The sequence below is a fragment of the Ruegeria sp. BE10 genome (assembly GCF_056538905.1).
Genome location: NZ_JBQFTX010000008.1, coordinates 76,345 through 93,865, shown reverse-complemented (window position 1 = coordinate 93,865; position 17,521 = coordinate 76,345). Strand labels below are relative to the sequence as shown.

Here is a 17,521-nt window from a genome sequence, read left to right as displayed (position 1 = left end):
GCACCCCGAGGCCTGAGATCAGGCCTCGGCCTCCTCGTCTACCGCTTCGCCATCTTCTTCGGCTTGTTCCAGCTCGGCGGGATCGACCCAGCCCAGCATGATACGTGCGGTCATGACCAGATCCTGTGCTTCTTCCAGCGTAACGCCGAAAGGCTCAAGCACACCGTCATCCTTGATTCGCTCACCATCGACCGTGGTCCAGCCGCCGGCCAGTTCCCAATCGGCGCAGGTGGCAAAATCCTCAAGCGTTTTTACGTCGTCCTTTGCCAGCGCTTCCACCATCTGGGGTGTCAGGCCTTCGAATTCAATAAGGCTGTCCTCGGCACCCAAGGCACGGGCTGCGTCCAGCGCTGCCTTGGCCTGGGCTTCCAGGAATTCGCGTGCGCGGGTTTGCAGTTCCTGCGCAGTGCCTTCGTCGACGCCGTCAATGACCAGCAGCTCTTCCAGCTCGACATAGGCGACCTCTTCGAGGTTGGTAAAGCCTTCGGACACCAGCAGCTGTGCAAAGAATTCGTCCAGATCCAGGCTTTCCATGAACAGCTGGGTACGGGCTTCGAACTCTTTCTGACGACGCGCCGATTCTTCGGCCTCGGTCATGATGTCGATATCCAGATTTGTCAGCTGGCTGGCCAGACGCACGTTCTGACCGCGGCGACCGATTGCGAGGCTCAGCTGTTCCTCAGGCACAACAACTTCGATCTTGCCGGCTTCTTCGTCCAGAACCACCTTGGAAACCTCGGCGGGCTGCAGCGCGTTCACCAGGAAGGTCGGCTGGTCTTCGTTCCAGGGGATGATGTCGATCTTTTCGCCTTGCAGCTCGTTCACAACGGCCTGCACGCGGCTGCCGCGCATACCAACGCAGGCACCGACAGGATCGATGGATCCATCGTACGAAATCACGGCAATCTTGGCGCGGGAGCCGGGGTCACGGGCCACGGCCTTGACCTCGATGATGCCGTCATAGATTTCCGGCACTTCCATCTTGAACAGCTCGGCCATGAATTCCGGCGCAGTGCGCGACAGGAAGATCTGGTGGCCACGAACCTCGCGGCGCACTTCCTTGATATAGGCACGCACGCGGTCATTCGGGCGATAGCTTTCGCGACCGATTTTGTCATTGCGGCGCAGAACGGCCTCGGCACCGCCCAAATCGACGATGACATTGCCAAACTCTTCGCGCTTAACCGCACCGTTGATGATGGTTCCCGCACGATCCTTAAATTCTTCGTACTGACGGTCGCGCTCAGCTTCGCGAACCTTTTGCAGGATGACCTGCTTGGCGGACTGAGCAGCAATCCGGCCCATTTCAACCGGGGGAACCTCTTCGACGAAGACGTCGCCGACCTCGGGCGCTTCCATGTACTGCTTGGCCTGCTCGACGGTCATCTCGGCCTGGTAGTTCTCAAGCTCTTCATCCTCGACCACGGTGCGAACGCGGGTGAATGTCGCTTTGCCGGTCTTGCGATCGATGCTGACACGGATATCCATCTCGGCGCCGTAACGGCTCTTGGCGGCACGGGCGAGCGATTCTTCCATCGCTTCGACAACCAGACCGGGGTCGATCATCTTTTCGCGGGCCACGGCCTCGGCGGTCTGCAGCAGCTCCAGCTGGTTGGCTGAGGTAATTGCCATCAGTTCGTCTCCTCTTCGGACCCTTCGGTCTCAATCTCGTCGAAAGCGTTTTCGTTCAGGGCACCGGCGTCCTTGCGCTGGCGCAGCATTTCCTTGATCAGATCATCGGTCAGGACCAGCTTGGCGTCGCTCAACCAGTCGAATTGCAGACCGATGGTGATCGTCTCTCCCCCCTCGGGGATGTTGATCAGAACCTCGTCGCCCTCGATCCCAGCCAGCTCACCCTTGAACCGGCGGCGGCCATCGATCAGCTCGGCGGTCTCGATCTTGGCCTCATACCCCTCGAACATCTCAAAATCCTTTAGACGGGTCAGAGGACGATCAATGCCAGGGCTTGAAACCTCAAGCGTATAGGCGTCAAGAATCGGATCTTCGACATCCAGCGTGGCGCTAACCGCGTTCGAGATTTCGGCGCAATCATCCACTTCGATGCCGCCATCAGGCTTGTCGGCCATGATTTGCATCGTGGTGGTCTTGCCACTCATCAGGCGGATGCGGACCAGCTCATACCCCAGATCTTCGATCACGGGGGTGATGATCTCGGCCAGCCGCCGATCAATCGCCGCTTTGGCTATCAGGTCGTTTGTCATCAGGTGCTCTACCCTGTCATACGGGCACAAAAAAACGGGCGCGCGGCCCGTCGAAATTTCCGGTGGAGCCCCGGACCGAAGCCCGACACGCCGCTGTTGCAACTGCATATACGCAGGGTTTCCCGAATCTGCAACCCCCGGTGCAAGACGTGATCGGATTTACGCCATCCACCACCGTTCGGCGATGCGGCCATCGTCCAGTGCGCGGCCCGCCCCGATCTGGCGCGGCATGCCCACATGTGGGGCCACGGCCAGTGCCATATCCGATTCGCTTGGGTGAAAACGCAGCCCGCGCTGGCCTTTCAACTCGCCGCCTGAGGGCAGCGCCGCCACGTCGACGAACCCGTCGCGCAACGCCTCAGCCCGGACACGGGCGTCGGGGATGACAATGATTTCGAACGTCTCGGCCCACCCGGCCTTGCCGTCCTTATAGTGCCCGACCACCTTGCGGCCCAGAAAATGACGATCATCCTCGGCGCGTTCCACGCGGTAGCATCCGGTACCATTGGCCGCGTGCAAAGGCGTCACGCCTTGTCCGTCGCGGGTGATGACAAAGCGGCTGTCGGCCAGCAGGAACGGCAGGCCCGGATTTGCCTCAGCCAGTTTAAGCTGCACCTGATTGGGCGATACGGCCTCGACCCGCCCAACATTGCCCAGAACTGCCATCACATCCGCAACGTCCAGCGGCACGCCATCGTGAAAGGTAACATCCTCGCGCAGATCGAACTGCCAGACCCGCGCATCCGCGTCCGTGTGCCAACCCGTCGCAAGCTCACCGCGCAAGGTGCCATCTGGGGCAATTTCGGTCAGCGTATCAAACACCGCCCCACGGGCCACCTGTTCCAAGCTGTCATCGCGTGGCACAGCCAGCCGCAGCGCACCTCCGGCCTTAGGCGTATCCGCCAGCGACGCCCCCGTGGCCGCCAGCAAAGCTGCGGCAGCACCCGAGGCAAACAGAGCACGACGGTCAATCCGGGTCATACCACCCCCTCGGCCACGCGATCCATGATCCGGACCAGCTCGGCGCTGATACCGGGTTCAGACAGGGCGTGGCCTGCGTTGCGGACCATCTTCAGTTCGGCATTGGGCCAGCGTTCGGCCAGATTCCACGCGGCCTGTGGTGGGCAGATCATGTCATAGCGACCCTGCACGATATGGCCGGGGATATGAGCGATCTTGTCCATCTGGTCCAGAATCTGACCGTCCTTCTCAAGAAAGGCGCTATTGATGAAATAGTGATTCTCAAGCCGCGCAAAGGCCCGCGCGTATTCGCCAGGGCTTTCCCCCGTCCCGCCTTGGGCATGAATTGAAGCCAGCGCGTTCTCCCACGCGGACCAGGCCCGCCCATACAGGATTTCCGTGGCCCGATCCCCCGAAAACAGGCGTTTGTTATAAGCAGCGATCGTGTCGGTCAGCTCAGCCTCGGTCAGCAGAGCAGTGAATTTCGCCCATTGCTCGGGCCAGAACTTACCCGCGCCGCCGCCATAGAACCAATCAAGCTCGGCCTGCGTGGCCAGAAACACGCCGCGCAGCACCAGACGGTTCACACGATCCGGGTGCGCCTGTGCATAGATCAGCGCCAGAGTCGCGCCCCAACTGCCGCCAAACACAGCCCAATCCTCGATATCCAGTAACGTGCGCAACCGTTCGATATCGGCCACCAGATGCCATGTCGTATTGTCGGTCACCGACGCATGGGGCCGCGATCGGCCACAGCCGCGCTGATCGAATAGAATCACCCTATAGACGCTGGGATCGAAATAACGGCGCATCGCCGGGCTGCAGCCGCCGCCCGGCCCGCCATGCAGCACCACAACCGGTATCCCCGTTGGATTGCCGCATTGTTCCATATAAATGCGATGCCCTTCGCCCATATCCACCATGCGCTGATCGAACGGGTCGATCGGCGGGTACAGATATTGCACTGCGCGCTTTTGGTCCGGGTACTTGTCCATTATGGCCCTATATAGTCCTTAAACGTAAAAGAGCATACGGAGACAGGAATGCAAGCGCATCCGAACACTGTGGATCCATCCGAGATCGCAAAATTCGAAGCGATGGCCGCAGAATGGTGGGATCCTCACGGGAAATTCAAACCGCTGCACATGATGAATCCGTGCCGTCTGGATTATATCACACAGCAGATCGCGGGCGAATTTGACCGGGATTTGACCGCGCCGAACCCGTTTCAAGGCCTGCGTTTGCTGGATATCGGCTGCGGCGGAGGGCTGCTGAGCGAACCGATGGCGCGCCTTGGGGCCGAGGTCGTGGGCGCCGACGCCGCCGAGGGCAACCTGCCCGTTGCGCGCATCCACGCGGAACAGTCCGGGCTGGACATCGACTATCGCCACACCACCGCCGAGGCGTTGGCCGAGGCGGGCGAGCAATTTGATGTGGTGCTGAACATGGAAGTGGTCGAGCACGTGGCCGATCCGCTGTCCTATCTGACCGCAACGCGGCAATTGCTGAAACCCGGCGGGTTGGAGATTTGTTCCACCATCAACCGCAACCCGAAATCGTATGCTATGGCGATCGTCGGGGCCGAGGTCGTCATGCGCTGGCTGCCGCGGGGTACGCATGAGTGGAACAAGTTCATCACCCCCGATGAGCTGTTCGACCTGCTGCGCCAAGCCGGGCTGGAGCCGGTGGACCGCAAGGGGTTCGTATTCAACCCGATTCTTTGGAGTTGGTCGATCTCGGACCGGGATCTGAGCGTCAATTACGTCACAGCCAGCATTCGCCCAGAGTAAGGACTTTTTATGTCAGTAATCCCCGAAGGTTGCAGCCTGTTCGTCGTAGACATCGAATACATTGTACCAATGAATCAGGTGGAACCCGTAATCGACTCGCATATGGATTTTGTACACGAGTCATATAAAGATGGCCGGTTCCTGATGTCCGGGCCAAAGGTTCCACGCAGTGGCGGTCTGATCGTGATGACCGCCGACAGCCGGGAGGAGGCTGAGAAGTATCTGGAACATGACCCGTTCGCACAGGAAAAGGTTGCCAAATTTCGCGTGACCGAGTTCCGGGCGTCCAACCTGCATCCCGCTTTGAAAGCCTGACTCACTCGTCTTCGAGTCGGATTCTCAAATCCCGCAGCACCGGCAGTGTGCTGCGGACACGCTCCAGCCCCAGCTCTCCAACGACGCGGTTGATCAGCGGCGCAATCGACGAAATTGCCTGATCGCGCGCACGACGACCGGCGGGGCTGATCGCGACCATCTTGCGGCGGGCGTCGTCCCAGTCGGGGCGGATATGGATGTATCCGGCCCATTCCAGCTTGGCCAAAGTGTTAGTCATTGCTCCGCGCGTGACGTGGAACGTGTTGGCCAGTTGCGCCGGGCTGCGCTCATCCCCCACGAACACTAGATGGTTCAGCACCGAAAAATGCGAGATTTCCATGCCCTTGGGCAGCACCCGGCTCAGCCGGTTGCGCAATAGTTGATCGGCGGTCAGGATCTCGCTGAACAGCGTGACCGCAAGGGCATTATGTTCGTCAGTCATGGTCCGGTTCTGGATCAGGGCCCGTCGAAAGGCCGCACGTGAGTCAACGAGGGCACCCGACGGCGCGCCTCTGACACAGAACTATCATCCAAATCGAAAAAGTGAATGCCTGGATCGTCCCCTGCGTCGACAACGACCTCTCCCCACGGGGCTACAACCATGCTGTGACCGTAGGTTTGACGCGTTCTGCCGCGGGTTTTCGGATGCTCTCCGGTCTGTGCCGGGGCCAGCACCCAACAGCCGGTTTCAATCGCCCGCGCGCGCAGCAGTGATTCCCAATGGGCTGCGCCGGTGACCGGCGAAAACGCCGCTGGAATGGTCAGAATTTGCGCCCCCGCCTGCGCCAAAGCGGCATAGAGATGTGGGAAACGGATGTCATAACAGATGCTCAGACCAACCGTGCCGAAATCGGTTTTGGCCAGCACCGCCTTATCGCCAGGGCGATAGTTTTTGGATTCGCGGAAGGTCTCAGATTCCGAGACCTGCACGTCAAACATGTGAATCTTGTCATACCGCGCCACGATCTGCCCTTGCGGGTCGATCAAAAAGGAACGGTTGGCAAAACGCCCATCGGCATCGTGGGTTTTGATGGCCAAAGACCCGATCAGCAGCCAGACGCCCAGCGCGGCGGCCTGATCTCGCAAGCCCGCCAGCGTTTGGTCGTCTTCTTCATGCTGCAGAACGTCGCGCTGTCGGGTTGTGCTGGTGGACACACAGTTCGTCACCTCGGGCGTCAGAATGAACCGCGCGCCCTGACCTGCGGCCTCGGCCACCATGGCGCGCACCATTTCCAGATTTTCGGCCGGGTTATCCGACGAAGTGATTTGCAGCAGCGCGGATTTCATCAGGCCGCCAAAAGACGGTCCAGCTTGCCCTTACGGTCCAGTTCGTACAGGTCATCGCAGCCGCCCACATGCTGCGTCCCGACGAAAATCTGCGGCACGGTGCGTTTACCGCCTGCGCGTTTGATCATCTCTGGCTTGCGCTTGGGGTGCATCAGCACGTCGATCTCTTTGAATTCGACGCCTTTCTGTTTGAGCAGTCGTTTGGCCGCATGGCAAAAACCGCACAGCGGCGAGGTGTAGATTTCAACCGGTTTCATATTCCGTCCCTTTGGGTTTCGCGTGATCTTCCGCGAATTAGGCATCCTTGGCAACGCGTGCCAGTACCAACACGAAAATATGATTTGCACCCGCTGCATGGCAGGCACGCGCACAGGCTGTCAGAGTCGCACCAGAGGTCATGACATCATCGACCAGCAAGATATCCCGTCCTTTAATGCGCGAACCCTGCCTGGGATGCGCCGAGATCGCACCGGCCAGGGTTTCCGCCCGCTGAGCAGCGGTTTTCCCGTCCAGAACTGGCGTTCGTGCCCGTCGGTGCAACAGGTCCGGGCACACTTCAATTCCCGTTTCCCGCCCCAGATGCTGGGCTAGCAATGCCGACTGGTTGTACCGTCGCTTGATCAAACGGGACCAGTGCAGGGGTACAGGCGCGATCAGCATGTTGTCGCGAAATAGATCCCGCCCGGCTTGCGCCATCCACCGAGCTGCTGGCTTTGCCAGCTCAGGTCTGTCGCCGTGTTTCAAGGCCAGAATCAAGGCGCGCGCCTTGCCATCGTACATCAGCGCAGCCCGACCATCCTGCCAGGGGCGAGCCGTTTTCATGCAGTCATCGCATTCGATCCGGTGACCATCCACCTCGCCCGGCAAGGGCACCCCGCAGCTTTCGCATACCACTCCGCCAATGAAAGGCGTGTCGCGCCAGCAAGCGCCGCACAGGCCGAAATCCGCTTCGGTCAATTCACCACATCCCAGACATCGCGGTGGATAGATCAACTCGACAGCGGTTTGAATCCGCTGCCATATGCGGTAGTTGCGCCCTATGAAACTGCCTGAGTCCAACGCACCCTCTCTGTTCGACCGCCCAGCCCTGATCCGACACCGTGCCCGCGCGCGGGACGAGGCGCTGTTTTTGCATCGCGCCGCGGTGGATGAGGTGCAGGATCGGCTCTCCATGGTTAATAAAACCTTTACGGCCCCGGCGATTGTGACGCCGTTTGCGCATATCTGGCAGGACGTTTTGCCGGAGGCACAGATCGTTTCGGATGACGAGGTTCTGGACCTAGCACCCAGAGCGCATGATCTGGTGATTCACGCCATGGCGCTGCATTGGGCCAATGATCCGGTGGGGCAGCTGATCCAATGTCACCGCGCCCTGCAGCCCGACGGCTTGCTGCTGGTGGTGTGTCTCGGCGGTGAAACCCTGCACGAGTTACGCGCCGCCCTTGGGCAGGCCGAGATTGAGGTCACAGGTGGCCTCAGCCCCCGTATCGCCCCGATGGCCGAGCTACGCGATCTGGGCGGGTTACTACAACGCGCGGGGCTTGCGCTGCCGGTCGCCGATACCGCTCGTCTGACGGCGGAATACCGCGACTTGACCCATCTGATGCATGATCTGCGCGCGATGGGAGAGACCAACAGCCTGTCCGGACGCATGAAACAGGCCACACAGCGGCAGGTCTTTGCCCGGGCGCAGCAGATTTACGCCGATCACTTCCCGACACCGCAGGGGCGTTTGTCGTCCACTTATGAATTGATTTGCCTGACCGGCTGGTCACCCGACGACAGCCAGCAAAAACCATTGCGTCCGGGATCAGCGCAGGCGCGCTTGGCCGAGGCGCTGGGAACGAAAGAAGGCAAACTGTCCAATTGACGACCGGAGATTTCCGGTTATCTCAGCCAGATACAGAGAACTCTCAGGAAGCTCGAAATGTTTGACGCCACTCGCCCCGATCATGCCCCTGCGGACCACCCCAAGGTCAAGATGGGCCGTGTCGGCATCCTGCTGGCCAATCTTGGCACACCGGACGACTATAGCTATTGGCCGATGCGCCGGTATCTGAACGAGTTTCTGTCGGATCAGCGCGTTATCGACTATCCCAAATGGAAATGGCAACCGATCCTGCAGGGAATCATCCTGACCAAACGCCCGTTTAGCTCGGGCGAAGCGTACAAATCGATCTGGAACCACCACAAGGGCGAAAGCCCGCTGATGACGATCACCAAGGACCAGACCGCCAAGCTGCGTGATGCGATGCAGGCGCGTTATGGCGATCAGGTGCTGGTCGATTTCTGCATGCGCTACGGCAACCCGTCGACCAAATCGAAAGTGCGCGAAATGGTGGCGGCGGGCTGCGACCGCATCCTGTTCTTCCCGCTTTATCCGCAATATGCGGGCGCGACGACGGCCACCGCCAATGATCAGTTCTTCCGCGCGCTGATGGATGAAGCCTGGCAACCGGCCGCCCGCACCGTACCTGCCTATTTCGATGAACCCGCCTATATCGACGCTCTGGCCGGGTCGGTGGAACAGGCCTATGCAGCGATGGAGACCAAGCCGGATATATTGGTTTGCTCCTATCACGGGATGCCGGAACGGTATTTGCAGCAGGGCGATCCATACCACTGCCAATGCGCAAAAACCTCGCGCTTGCTCAAGGAACGGCTGGATTGGTCGGACGATCAGCTTGTTTCAACCTTCCAATCGCGATTCGGGCCTGAGGAATGGTTGAAGCCGTATACGGTCGACCACGTGGCCGAGTTGGCGCGGCAGGGCAAGAAAAACATTGCCGTGATCGCACCGGCGTTTTCCGCCGATTGCATCGAAACGCTGGAAGAGATCAACGAAGAAATCAAGGAAAGCTTCGAAGAGGCGGGCGGTGAAACCTTTACCTATATCCCCTGCCTCAACGATGATGATTCGCACATCGCGGCATTGGGCAAGGTGATCGAAGACAATCTGAAGGGTTGGCTGGACTAAGCAGCACCCATCAATCAGGCATGAAAAAAGGCGGTGGATCGCTCCACCGCCTTTTCTCTAGATGACGCTCGTCAAATTAGCTTGCTGCAACAGCTGCGGCAACTACGACCAGCAGGATCAGCGGCAGGATGATTCCCTGCGACGAACCTTGAGTTTCCTCTACAACAACCGGTGCTTCAACAACCGGCTCTTCCAGGTTACCGGCATAAGCGGTCGAAGCAGCAGCAGTCAGTGCAGCGGCGAGAACGAGTTTCTTCATATTAACCTCCAGAATTTGCACGGTTCCGAATAGTGAAACCGCACACCCAAGACTTACCTCGTGTTTTTTTCTAACCAGCTATCCGACTGGAATGCAATTGCAACTTGCGCCGCAAGCGGGTTCGTGCGCGAAAATGTCGTCAAATTAGCAACACTTGCGTGCCGACCTTCGCCATTGAAAACAATTCCGCGATATCCTCATTGAACAAACCGATGCACCCATTCGACGAACGGCGGCCAATTTTGCGCGTATCATGTGTTCCGTGGATGCGATAATATTTCCAACTCAGATACAAAGCGTGCGTTCCCAATGGGTTATCAGGACCCGGCGGGATATAATCCGGCCATTCGGGGTTGCGCTTTTTCATCGAAGGCGTGGGTGACCAGCTCGGACCCTCGACTTTGCGGATCACACTTGTACGACCACGGCGCGTCAGCTCCTCGGTCAGAGGTACGGACGAGGGGTAAAGTTTATACACCCGCTGGTCGTCGGACCAGTAATGTAACGCGCGCGAGACGGTATCGACCAGAATGGCCCCGTTATTTGTGTTCGAGAAATAGGGTTGCCAATCCAACGCACGAAAGCCCGAGATATTTCGCCGCACATTGGGTTCCGCCTCGGGTGCGGGGCGCAGCGGGTCGCCGGGAATGTATTGCGCAATCGCAGGTGAGGCCAGCAGGGCTGAAGCCCCGGCCAGGAATCCGCGACGGGAAGCTACATGAATGTGTTTCTTGACCATGAGGGGCGGTCCTTTGCTAAGGCCAGTCTGAAAATCTGTCGTATTCTATTGCCAGAATGCTTCAGTCGCAAATCAAACCGGCAGAATCACGCAGAATGGGTCCATTGTGCGTTTGCTCAAGACGGTCTGTCACGCTATGCCGTAGATTAACACAATCATCAGGTCGATCATGACGCGTATTATTTCACTACTGTTTGCCTGCTTTATTGCGCTGGCCGCATGTACACCCAGCAGCACCCCGACATATGGATCGGATGGCCGGCCGCTGCCGACCGTCTACAAAATCCGGGGCAATCCCGAAAAACTGCAGTTCCGCATGCTTGATTCGGTCAACGCACTGCGTCAGGCGCAGGGCTTGCAGTCAGTGCAGCTGAATTCGCAGCTTAATGCCGCGGCCGCCACCCACGCCAAGGACATGGCACGGCAAAACCGCCCATGGCATTTTGGGTCGGACGGATCATCGCCAATCGACCGCGCCCAGCGCGTGGGCTATTTTGGCACGTTCCTGGGCGAAGCAATTTCCGAGACCTATGAAACCGAAACCGAAACGCTGGCCGCCTGGATGCAAGAACCTGGTCCGCGCTCGGTGATTTTGGACCCCAAGGCCACGCAGATGGGTTTTGCATGGCATCAGGAAGGTGGCGGGAAAATCTGGTGGACGCTGGAAATGGGCGCTGGCGGTTAACCGCAACCCCATCCGAAAACGAAAAAGCCCCCGGAAAACCGGGGGCTTTTTTCATATCCTTAAAGGCTTAGGCCGCTTGCATAGACTGCGCTTCGGTCAAAATCGCATACAGCTTGACCGGGTCCGGGTTGGCCCGCAACTTGGCGCAGACCGAGGTGTCACGCAGGGTGCGGGACACCAACGCCAGTGCTTTCAGATGATCCACCCCGGCCTCTTCTGGGGCGAACAGGGCAAAGGCGATATCGACCGGCTGACGGTCAACCGATCCGAAATCGATCGGTTTTTCCAACATGACAAACACGCCTGAAACGTTTTCCAATTCAGCCATACGGGCATGTGGCAAAGCCACGCCATGACCCACACCAGTCGGCCCCAGGCTTTCCCGTTCCAGCAGCCCTTCGACAACAATCTGGGCATCAAGGCCCAACGCTGCCTCAGCCACATCCGCAATTTCCTGAAACAACCGCTTCTTGCTGGAAGCGGCGGACAGTACGCGAACTGCTTCGGGCTTCAGTATGCTCGAAAGCTCCATGATTACGCTCCATGGCGATGCCCCCGCATTTGCAGGGGCCTGCCTTTGCTATTCTTGCCTGTTACGGATCGATCCAGCCGATATTACCGTCCTCCCGACGATAAACGACGTTCAATCCGTCCTTGTTTTCATTCCGGAACACCAGCACCGGGGCGCCGGCCAGTTCCATCTGCATGACGGCTTCACCAACACTCAGCGATGGGATCTTGGTTTCCATCTCAGCCACGATCATCGGCTGCAGAGATTCGGGTTCGGCTGCCGAGTCAGATTCGTCAGAGGCGAGGATATAGGACGACGCCCCAAAGAGTTCAACAGGCTCAGACCGATCCTTGTGGTGATCCTTCAAACGCCGCTTATATCGGCGCAGCTGTGTTTCCATCTTGTCGCAGCAACCTTCGAACGCCGCATAGATTTCAGTTGCATGAGCTTTGGCCTGCGCCGTCAGCCCCGTAGAAAGATGTACGGTGGTTTCGCATACATATTCATGCGCTGAACGGGAAAAGACGACGTTGGCATCTGTCGGACGCTGGGCATATTTGCCCACAACCTCGCCCAGTTCGGTCTGCACGTGAGTTTGCAGCGCCGCGCCGATGTCGATCTGTTTTCCGCTGATTTGGTAACGCATGTGATCTCCTTCACAATTCACACCCATTCTTACGTCACGTTACGCGACGCACGTGTTTTTATCGGGTGGGGGAAAAAGGCATATCCTGCAGTAGCCGCGCCATTTGCCCTTCCAGGAAGGGGCATCGTGATCCAGACGGAAACCGAAGAAATGCCATGACCCAATTGAGGCAAGAGACGGCGGGAGAGTCAATCAAAACAGACGTGTATATACGTGATTTCCGCCATGCAGTCGGCGCATTTCTGCGCAAGCTTATGATATACGGAAATTTTCACCCAGATAGACACGGCGGACGTTCTCATTTTCGACCACTTCGTCCGGGGTGCCAGACATCAGCACCTGACCGTCATGCAGGATATAGGCGCGATCCACAATCTCCAACGTTTCCCGCACGTTGTGGTCGGTGATCAGAACCCCGATACCGCGTTTTTTCAGATCAGCGACCAGGTGGCGGATATCGCCCACGCTGATCGGGTCGACACCCGCAAAAGGTTCATCCAACAGCAGGTATTTCGGGTCGGCCGCCAGACAGCGCGCAATTTCAACCCGGCGGCGTTCACCGCCCGACAAGGCCAGCGCGGGTGCCCGGCGCAGGTGTTCAATCGAAAAATCCGATAGCAGCTCTTCCAGCCGCTCTTTGCGGCGATGGGCGTGGCGGACAGTGATATCCAGAACCGAGGCGATGTTGTCCTCGACGCTCATGCCGCGGAAGATCGACATCTCTTGCGGCAGATATCCGATGCCCAAACGCGCGCGGCGGTACATCGGCAATGTCGTCACGGTCTGCCCGTCGATCGTAACCGTGCCCGCCTCGGGGAAGACCAGCCCGGCAACCGAGTAGAACGTGGTGGTTTTGCCCGACCCATTCGGACCCAGCAGCGCCACAACCTCGGACCTGTCAAGCGTCATCGACACATCGCGGATCACGGTCTTTTTGCTATAGGATTTCCGCAGCTTTTCTATTCTGAGGCCGGATTGCCCCTCGGTCACGGTCAGTTCAGGCCGCGCCATCAATTATTGCCCTGCTGCAGGATGGTTTTGACATTGCCTGTCATCGTTGCCGTGCCAGTGGTCAGATCAGCATTCATCTGATCGCCGCTGATGGTGCTGGGCCCCTGCGTTAGCAGCACATTGCCCTTCATCACGATCACACCTGAATCAATGGTGTATTCGGCCCAGTCACCCTCGGCCGCGTCGGGCGGGCTGACCAGAACCACATCTTCGGTCGCTTCCATCCGCTCGATACCCGAGCGATCCTCATTATACAGAACCAGCACCCGTTCAGCGGTCAGGCGCATTTCCCCCTGAATGACGATCACATTGCCTACAAATTCGGCCGAGCCGTTTTCTTGATTGACGTTGAGGGTTTCCGAGGTCACCTCGACCGGCAGCGAAGGGTCAGCCTTGACCGCGCCAAACGCAACCTGAGTCTCCTGCGCCGCCGCAGAAAAAGCACCAAGTGTCAGTACAAGGCAAAGTGGAACAAATCGAAAATCGAACACAGGTTATCTTTCTGCTTTTTCAGGCTCGTATATCAGCTTCACGCCGTCTGTAAAAATAATATGGACCGGTCCGTCCTTTTTTTCCGTTCCAAAGGTCATGCCACCTGCTGAAATGTTGCCGAGAATTCCGGTGCCGTGCACCTCACCCGGCGCGTCACCGCGAATTTCATCCAGCGCGGTGTTCAGCAGATCGGTTGTGATCTCGGTGCCATCGGTCGAGGTGATGACCACATCGCCAATAAAGGTTGCGGTGTTTTTGTCGGGGCGGATCATGCCAGAGTTGGAATCCAACGTGATAACGCCGCCGCCCGAAAGGCCCAGGCGGCCCCGGAACTCGGCCGCTGTCGGGGTGGAAACTTCGGTGCCCTGCGTGGCGCGGGTCGCTTGGATCTGGACCTCTTCGCCCTTGCGCGTGGTGCCGCGGTAGTTTGGCTGCGTCACCACCTGATCGGCCAACCGTTCGTCGATATCCTGTTGGGAAAAGGGCACGGACACATTGGTTTCGATGCTGCGCGACAGCAAGAACACAGTGGACAGCATCAAGATGGCCACCAAAGGCAGCACCACCTTAAAAAACTGAACCATGCGTGAATGTCCGTCCACCGCTCAGCCCCTACCTAGCCCAGACCGACGCGCAAGCAGTCGTGGATGTGCAGCAGCCCCTCGGCCTGCCCCTGTCCTTCGGGATCAACTACAAACAGCGAGGTGATCTTGCGATCGTTCATGATCGCAACCGCCTCTTCCGCCATAGCGTTTGGTGCGATGGTCATCGGGTTGCGGGTCATCACCTCTTCGGTGGTTCTGTTCAGCAACCCTTCCATGTTCCGGCGCAAGTCACCATCCGTGACGATGCCCATCAGGCGGCCCGCCTCGTCGGTCACGCCGACGACACCAAAGCTTTTCTGGCTCATGACCAGCAAGGCTTCGCTCATCGGGGTGCCAACAGGCACCACGGGCAGGTCGGCATGCATCAGATCGCGCACAGTGGACAGCTGCGCCCCCAGTTTGCCGCCGGGGTGGAAGGCGCGGAAATCCTCGGGCTGGAAGTCGCGGTATTTCATCAGCGCAATGGCCAACGCATCGCCCATCGCCAATGTCAGCGTGGTCGAGATCGAGGGCACCATGCCGAACCCGCAAGCCTCACCCAGCGACGGGATCAGCAGATGCACATCGGCCTGCTTCATCAACGTGCTTTCCGGCTTGCTGGACAGGCCGATCAGCGGAATGCCAAAGCGGCGGGTAAAGGCCAGCAGGTTTACCAGTTCCGGTGCCTCGCCCGAATTGGAAATCGCCACAACAACATCACCTTTGGAGACCATGCCCAGATCCCCATGGCTGGCCTCGGCCGGATGCACGAAATAGGCAGGCGTGCCGGTGCTGGCCAGGGTGGCCGCAATCTTGTGACCGATATGGCCGGATTTGCCGATGCCGCTGATGATGATGCGACCCGGAGCCTGCAGGATCATCTGCACGGCTTCGGCAAAGTGCTCGTCCAGACTGTCGGCCAGCACGTCCAGCGCGCGGGCCTCGTCGGTGACGACCTGTTTGGCGGTTCTCAGAAAGGACTCGTTATCAGTCATGAGTGTGCAAAGATATCCGTTTCGGGCCAGCCTGCGAGGTCAAGTTTCGCACGCGTCGGCAAGAAGTCAAAACACGCCTGTGCCATCTCGGCACGGCCTTCGCGGGCCAAACGCCCGTCCAGCGCATCGCGTAGCTGATGCAAGTACAGAACGTCCGAGGCCGCATATTCCAACTGAGCGTCGGTCAGGGTTTCGGCCCCCCAGTCGCTCATCTGCTGCTGCTTCGAAATATCGACACCAATCAGCTCCTGACACAGGTTCTTCAGGCCATGACGGTCGGTATAGGTGCGCACCAGACGGCTGGCGATCTTGGTGCAATAGACCGGCGCGGCCAGTGCGCCAAAGGTGTGGTACATCGCGGCAATGTCAAACCGTCCAAAATGGAATAGCTTTAACACGTCGGGGTTTTCCAACATGGCGCACAGGTTTGGTGCCTGCGTCTGGCCCTTTTCAACCTGCACGATATGGCTGTTGCCGTCGCCGCCCGACATCTGGATCACGCACAGGCGGTCGCGATGCGGGTTCAGCCCCATGGTTTCGCAATCAATGGCCACCACAGGGCCCAGGTCCAACCCGTCCGGCAGGTCGTTTTTATAAAGATGGTTCGCCACGGGGTCTTCCTTTATGCGATATCGCCCCCGAGATAGGAGGTTTGGCCCGTAAACTCAACGCCATCAATAGAATGCGACAAACATGCGCGGATTTCTTGACCCCAACTGCTTTGACAGGAAAATGGATAAGGCCACCGTGCGTCTGGCATTAAGCAGGCCCTGACGCGACGCCAATTGAAAAAAGGTCCGAACCGCCGATGCTGAGTGTCCTGCGAATCCGCACCTATCGCCATCTGTTGGGGGCTCAGGTCGTTGCGTTGACGGGCACCGGTTTGGCGACAATTGCGTTGGGGCTACTGGCTTATGATCTGGCAGGTGGCGCGGCCAGTCTGGTGTTGGGAACCGCGCTGACGATCAAGATGGTGGCTTATGTGGTCGTCGCCCCACTTGCCGCAGCCTTCGCAGAGCGGCTCGACCGCCGCCGGATGCTAGTGACGTTGGATCTGGTGCGTGCGGCAGTTGCGGTCTGTCTGCCTTTCGTGACCGAGATCTGGCAGGTTTACGTGCTGATCTTTGTCCTGCAATCCGCATCCGCCGGGTTCACCCCGGCGTTTCAGGCCACCATCCCCGACGTGCTGACCGATGAGCAGGACTATACCAAGGCGCTCTCCCTGTCGCGGCTTGCCTATGATCTTGAAAGCCTGCTCAGCCCTGCTCTGGCCGCAGCGCTTTTGCTGTTCGTCAGTTTCGACAGCCTGTTCTGGGGTACGGGGCTGGGGTTCATCGCCTCGGCACTGTTGGTGGTGTCGGTTGCCCTGCCCTCACCCAAACCGACAAGACGCCGTGGTATTTATGACCGTACGACACGCGGCATTCGTCTTTACCTGAGCACACCCCGACTGCGCGGATTACTTGCCCTGACTTGGACAGCAGCGACCCTCAGCGCGATGATTATCGTCAATACGGTTGTAATTGTGCGGTCCGATTTGGGCCTGTCGGAAAGCGCTGTGGCTATAGCGTTGGCCGGGTTCGGCGGTGGTTCGATGCTGGCCGCATTTGCCCTGCCCAAACTGTTAGATCGGTTCATGGACCGCACCGTTATGCTAGGCGGGGCCATTTTCGGAACCCTGGCAATTGGTCTCTCTGCCATCCTGTTCGCGGCTATGCCGATCTCTCTGATCGGTCTCGCAATACTCTGGGCCTGCATCGGGTTTGGCTATTCCGCCACGCTGACGCCTTCAGGCCGGTTGCTGACCCGCTCGACCCGATCCGAAGACCGACCAGCCGTGTTTGCCGCCCAGTTCACCCTGTCGCACGCCTGCTGGCTGGTGCTATATCCACTGACCGGCTGGATCATGACCACAACCAGCACGGCGGCAACGTTGGGTTGGATGACCCTTATCGCGGCCCCCGGGGTTATGGTGGCCCTTGTGATCTGGCCGCGTTCGGACCGGAAAGCCGTTTCAAAAGAACATGCTGACATGTCTTGAGCCCCCC

23 protein-coding genes are annotated in these 17,521 nt (G+C 58.8%); 6 read left to right on the top strand and 17 right to left on the bottom strand.

What is annotated here, in order from left to right; all coding sequences use genetic code 11:
* Window positions 1-18: 18 nt before the first annotated feature.
* The 4 genes from nusA to pip form a co-directional block, all read right to left on the bottom strand.
* Window positions 19-1,632, bottom strand: a complete 1,614-nt coding sequence (gene nusA / locus ACR0M2_RS16820) for a transcription termination factor NusA (RefSeq protein ID WP_170351914.1) — start codon at window positions 1,630-1,632, stop codon at window positions 19-21.
* Entirely contained in the window at window positions 1,632-2,222 is a 591-nt protein-coding gene (gene rimP / locus ACR0M2_RS16815) for a ribosome maturation factor RimP (RefSeq protein WP_170361901.1), read from the bottom strand. The genes nusA and rimP overlap by 1 nt, the downstream gene beginning before the upstream one ends.
* A 159-nt stretch (window positions 2,223-2,381) precedes the next feature.
* On the bottom strand, window positions 2,382-3,203 hold the full coding sequence (locus ACR0M2_RS16810) for an ABC transporter substrate-binding protein (RefSeq protein WP_480706137.1): 822 nt from the start codon (window positions 3,201-3,203) through the stop codon (window positions 2,382-2,384).
* Entirely contained in the window at window positions 3,200-4,177 is a 978-nt protein-coding gene (gene pip / locus ACR0M2_RS16805) for a prolyl aminopeptidase (protein ID WP_480706136.1), read from the bottom strand. The genes ACR0M2_RS16810 and pip overlap by 4 nt, the downstream gene beginning before the upstream one ends.
* A gap of 48 nt (window positions 4,178-4,225) precedes the next feature.
* Here pip and ubiG point away from each other — a divergent pair, with 48 nt between their 5' ends.
* Together ubiG and ACR0M2_RS16795 are read left to right on the top strand one after the other, a co-directional pair.
* On the top strand, window positions 4,226-4,972 hold the full coding sequence (gene ubiG, locus ACR0M2_RS16800; RefSeq protein WP_170351910.1) for a bifunctional 2-polyprenyl-6-hydroxyphenol methylase/3-demethylubiquinol 3-O-methyltransferase UbiG: 747 nt from the start codon (window positions 4,226-4,228) through the stop codon (window positions 4,970-4,972).
* Between the two features lie 9 nt (window positions 4,973-4,981).
* Window positions 4,982-5,287, top strand: coding sequence for a YciI family protein (locus ACR0M2_RS16795; RefSeq protein ID WP_170413005.1), 306 nt, complete (start codon window positions 4,982-4,984; stop codon window positions 5,285-5,287).
* Between the two features lies 1 nt (window position 5,288).
* On the opposite strand, the gene ACR0M2_RS16790 is transcribed toward ACR0M2_RS16795, so the two are convergent.
* The 4 genes from ACR0M2_RS16790 to ACR0M2_RS16775 are packed head-to-tail and all read right to left on the bottom strand — an operon-like array spanning window position 5,289 to window position 7,633.
* The gene (locus ACR0M2_RS16790) at window positions 5,289-5,729 is read right to left on the bottom strand and encodes a MarR family winged helix-turn-helix transcriptional regulator (RefSeq protein WP_170351908.1); all 441 of its coding nucleotides are present in this window, start codon (window positions 5,727-5,729) and stop codon (window positions 5,289-5,291) included.
* Between the two features lie 14 nt (window positions 5,730-5,743).
* Complete coding sequence (locus ACR0M2_RS16785) at window positions 5,744-6,574, bottom strand: carbon-nitrogen hydrolase family protein (RefSeq protein ID WP_170413008.1); 831 nt, start codon at window positions 6,572-6,574, stop codon at window positions 5,744-5,746.
* Window positions 6,574-6,831 carry a glutaredoxin 3 gene (gene grxC / locus ACR0M2_RS16780; protein ID WP_170413011.1) on the bottom strand — a complete coding sequence of 86 codons (258 nt, stop codon included), beginning with the start codon at window positions 6,829-6,831 and terminating at the stop codon, window positions 6,574-6,576. Before grxC ends, ACR0M2_RS16785 begins: the two co-directional genes overlap by 1 nt.
* 37 nt (window positions 6,832-6,868) lie before the next feature.
* The gene (locus ACR0M2_RS16775) at window positions 6,869-7,633 is read right to left on the bottom strand and encodes a ComF family protein (RefSeq protein WP_226689707.1); all 765 of its coding nucleotides are present in this window, start codon (window positions 7,631-7,633) and stop codon (window positions 6,869-6,871) included.
* On the opposite strand from ACR0M2_RS16775, the gene ACR0M2_RS16770 reads away from it, so the two are divergent.
* Together ACR0M2_RS16770 and hemH are read left to right on the top strand one after the other, a co-directional pair.
* Complete coding sequence (locus ACR0M2_RS16770) at window positions 7,614-8,444, top strand: methyltransferase domain-containing protein (RefSeq protein ID WP_480706133.1); 831 nt, start codon at window positions 7,614-7,616, stop codon at window positions 8,442-8,444. The two genes, ACR0M2_RS16775 and ACR0M2_RS16770, sit on opposite strands and share 20 nt — an antisense overlap.
* A 57-nt stretch (window positions 8,445-8,501) precedes the next feature.
* On the top strand, window positions 8,502-9,551 hold the full coding sequence (hemH, locus tag ACR0M2_RS16765; protein WP_480706132.1) for a ferrochelatase: 1,050 nt from the start codon (window positions 8,502-8,504) through the stop codon (window positions 9,549-9,551).
* Window positions 9,552-9,627: 76 nt separating this feature from the next.
* On the opposite strand, the gene ACR0M2_RS16760 is transcribed toward hemH, so the two are convergent.
* A complete protein-coding gene (locus ACR0M2_RS16760; protein ID WP_010442520.1) occupies window positions 9,628-9,810 on the bottom strand; it encodes a hypothetical protein in 183 nt (60 codons plus the stop codon).
* A 139-nt stretch (window positions 9,811-9,949) separates the two neighbouring features.
* A complete protein-coding gene (locus ACR0M2_RS16755; protein WP_170351903.1) occupies window positions 9,950-10,549 on the bottom strand; it encodes a L,D-transpeptidase in 600 nt (199 codons plus the stop codon).
* A 169-nt stretch (window positions 10,550-10,718) separates the two neighbouring features.
* Here ACR0M2_RS16755 and dalA point away from each other — a divergent pair, with 169 nt between their 5' ends.
* Window positions 10,719-11,234, top strand: a complete 516-nt coding sequence (dalA, locus tag ACR0M2_RS16750; protein ID WP_170361893.1) for a divisome-associated lipoprotein DalA — start codon at window positions 10,719-10,721, stop codon at window positions 11,232-11,234.
* A gap of 67 nt (window positions 11,235-11,301) precedes the next feature.
* Here dalA and ACR0M2_RS16745 read toward each other — a convergent pair whose 3' ends face one another.
* From ACR0M2_RS16745 to ACR0M2_RS16715, 7 genes are all read right to left on the bottom strand, one after another.
* Window positions 11,302-11,766, bottom strand: coding sequence for a PTS sugar transporter subunit IIA (locus tag ACR0M2_RS16745; protein ID WP_170351901.1), 465 nt, complete (start codon window positions 11,764-11,766; stop codon window positions 11,302-11,304).
* A 61-nt stretch (window positions 11,767-11,827) separates the two neighbouring features.
* A complete protein-coding gene (gene hpf, locus ACR0M2_RS16740; protein ID WP_170351900.1) occupies window positions 11,828-12,391 on the bottom strand; it encodes a ribosome hibernation-promoting factor, HPF/YfiA family in 564 nt (187 codons plus the stop codon).
* Between the two features lie 252 nt (window positions 12,392-12,643).
* Window positions 12,644-13,402 (bottom strand): LPS export ABC transporter ATP-binding protein, encoded by a 759-nt coding sequence (gene lptB / locus ACR0M2_RS16735; protein WP_480706131.1) that lies wholly within the window; start codon window positions 13,400-13,402, stop codon window positions 12,644-12,646.
* Window positions 13,402-13,893, bottom strand: coding sequence for an LptA/OstA family protein (locus ACR0M2_RS16730; protein ID WP_413247494.1), 492 nt, complete (start codon window positions 13,891-13,893; stop codon window positions 13,402-13,404). Before ACR0M2_RS16730 ends, lptB begins: the two co-directional genes overlap by 1 nt.
* A gap of 3 nt (window positions 13,894-13,896) precedes the next feature.
* Complete coding sequence (gene lptC, locus ACR0M2_RS16725) at window positions 13,897-14,478, bottom strand: LPS export ABC transporter periplasmic protein LptC (protein ID WP_174818944.1); 582 nt, start codon at window positions 14,476-14,478, stop codon at window positions 13,897-13,899.
* 32 nt (window positions 14,479-14,510) lie between these two features.
* On the bottom strand, window positions 14,511-15,473 hold the full coding sequence (locus ACR0M2_RS16720) for a KpsF/GutQ family sugar-phosphate isomerase (protein ID WP_170361891.1): 963 nt from the start codon (window positions 15,471-15,473) through the stop codon (window positions 14,511-14,513).
* The gene (locus ACR0M2_RS16715) at window positions 15,470-16,084 is read right to left on the bottom strand and encodes a ribonuclease D (RefSeq protein ID WP_170552350.1); all 615 of its coding nucleotides are present in this window, start codon (window positions 16,082-16,084) and stop codon (window positions 15,470-15,472) included. Before ACR0M2_RS16715 ends, ACR0M2_RS16720 begins: the two co-directional genes overlap by 4 nt.
* A gap of 197 nt (window positions 16,085-16,281) precedes the next feature.
* Here ACR0M2_RS16715 and ACR0M2_RS16710 point away from each other — a divergent pair, with 197 nt between their 5' ends.
* Complete coding sequence (locus ACR0M2_RS16710) at window positions 16,282-17,514, top strand: MFS transporter (RefSeq protein ID WP_170351895.1); 1,233 nt, start codon at window positions 16,282-16,284, stop codon at window positions 17,512-17,514.
* Window positions 17,515-17,521 lie beyond the last annotated feature (7 nt).

Coding starts and splice junctions, on each gene's coding strand:
- ACR0M2_RS16720 (WP_170361891.1), bottom strand. CDS start 15,473: ATGACTGATAACGAGTCCTTTCTGAGAACCGCCAAACAGGTCGTCACC.
- ACR0M2_RS16795 (WP_170413005.1), top strand. CDS start 4,982: ATGTCAGTAATCCCCGAAGGTTGCAGCCTGTTCGTCGTAGACATCGAA.
- ACR0M2_RS16710 (WP_170351895.1), top strand. CDS start 16,282: ATGCTGAGTGTCCTGCGAATCCGCACCTATCGCCATCTGTTGGGGGCT.
- ACR0M2_RS16790 (WP_170351908.1), bottom strand. CDS start 5,729: ATGACTGACGAACATAATGCCCTTGCGGTCACGCTGTTCAGCGAGATC.
- ACR0M2_RS16755 (WP_170351903.1), bottom strand. CDS start 10,549: ATGGTCAAGAAACACATTCATGTAGCTTCCCGTCGCGGATTCCTGGCC.
- rimP (WP_170361901.1), bottom strand. CDS start 2,222: ATGACAAACGACCTGATAGCCAAAGCGGCGATTGATCGGCGGCTGGCC.
- dalA (WP_170361893.1), top strand. CDS start 10,719: ATGACGCGTATTATTTCACTACTGTTTGCCTGCTTTATTGCGCTGGCC.
- ubiG (WP_170351910.1), top strand. CDS start 4,226: ATGCAAGCGCATCCGAACACTGTGGATCCATCCGAGATCGCAAAATTC.
- ACR0M2_RS16745 (WP_170351901.1), bottom strand. CDS start 11,766: ATGGAGCTTTCGAGCATACTGAAGCCCGAAGCAGTTCGCGTACTGTCC.
- hpf (WP_170351900.1), bottom strand. CDS start 12,391: ATGCGTTACCAAATCAGCGGAAAACAGATCGACATCGGCGCGGCGCTG.
- ACR0M2_RS16770 (WP_480706133.1), top strand. CDS start 7,614: ATGAAACTGCCTGAGTCCAACGCACCCTCTCTGTTCGACCGCCCAGCC.
- ACR0M2_RS16810 (WP_480706137.1), bottom strand. CDS start 3,203: ATGACCCGGATTGACCGTCGTGCTCTGTTTGCCTCGGGTGCTGCCGCA.
- pip (WP_480706136.1), bottom strand. CDS start 4,177: ATGGACAAGTACCCGGACCAAAAGCGCGCAGTGCAATATCTGTACCCG.
- lptC (WP_174818944.1), bottom strand. CDS start 14,478: ATGGTTCAGTTTTTTAAGGTGGTGCTGCCTTTGGTGGCCATCTTGATG.
- hemH (WP_480706132.1), top strand. CDS start 8,502: ATGTTTGACGCCACTCGCCCCGATCATGCCCCTGCGGACCACCCCAAG.
- grxC (WP_170413011.1), bottom strand. CDS start 6,831: ATGAAACCGGTTGAAATCTACACCTCGCCGCTGTGCGGTTTTTGCCAT.
- lptB (WP_480706131.1), bottom strand. CDS start 13,402: ATGGCGCGGCCTGAACTGACCGTGACCGAGGGGCAATCCGGCCTCAGA.
- ACR0M2_RS16760 (WP_010442520.1), bottom strand. CDS start 9,810: ATGAAGAAACTCGTTCTCGCCGCTGCACTGACTGCTGCTGCTTCGACC.
- nusA (WP_170351914.1), bottom strand. CDS start 1,632: ATGGCAATTACCTCAGCCAACCAGCTGGAGCTGCTGCAGACCGCCGAG.
- ACR0M2_RS16785 (WP_170413008.1), bottom strand. CDS start 6,574: ATGAAATCCGCGCTGCTGCAAATCACTTCGTCGGATAACCCGGCCGAA.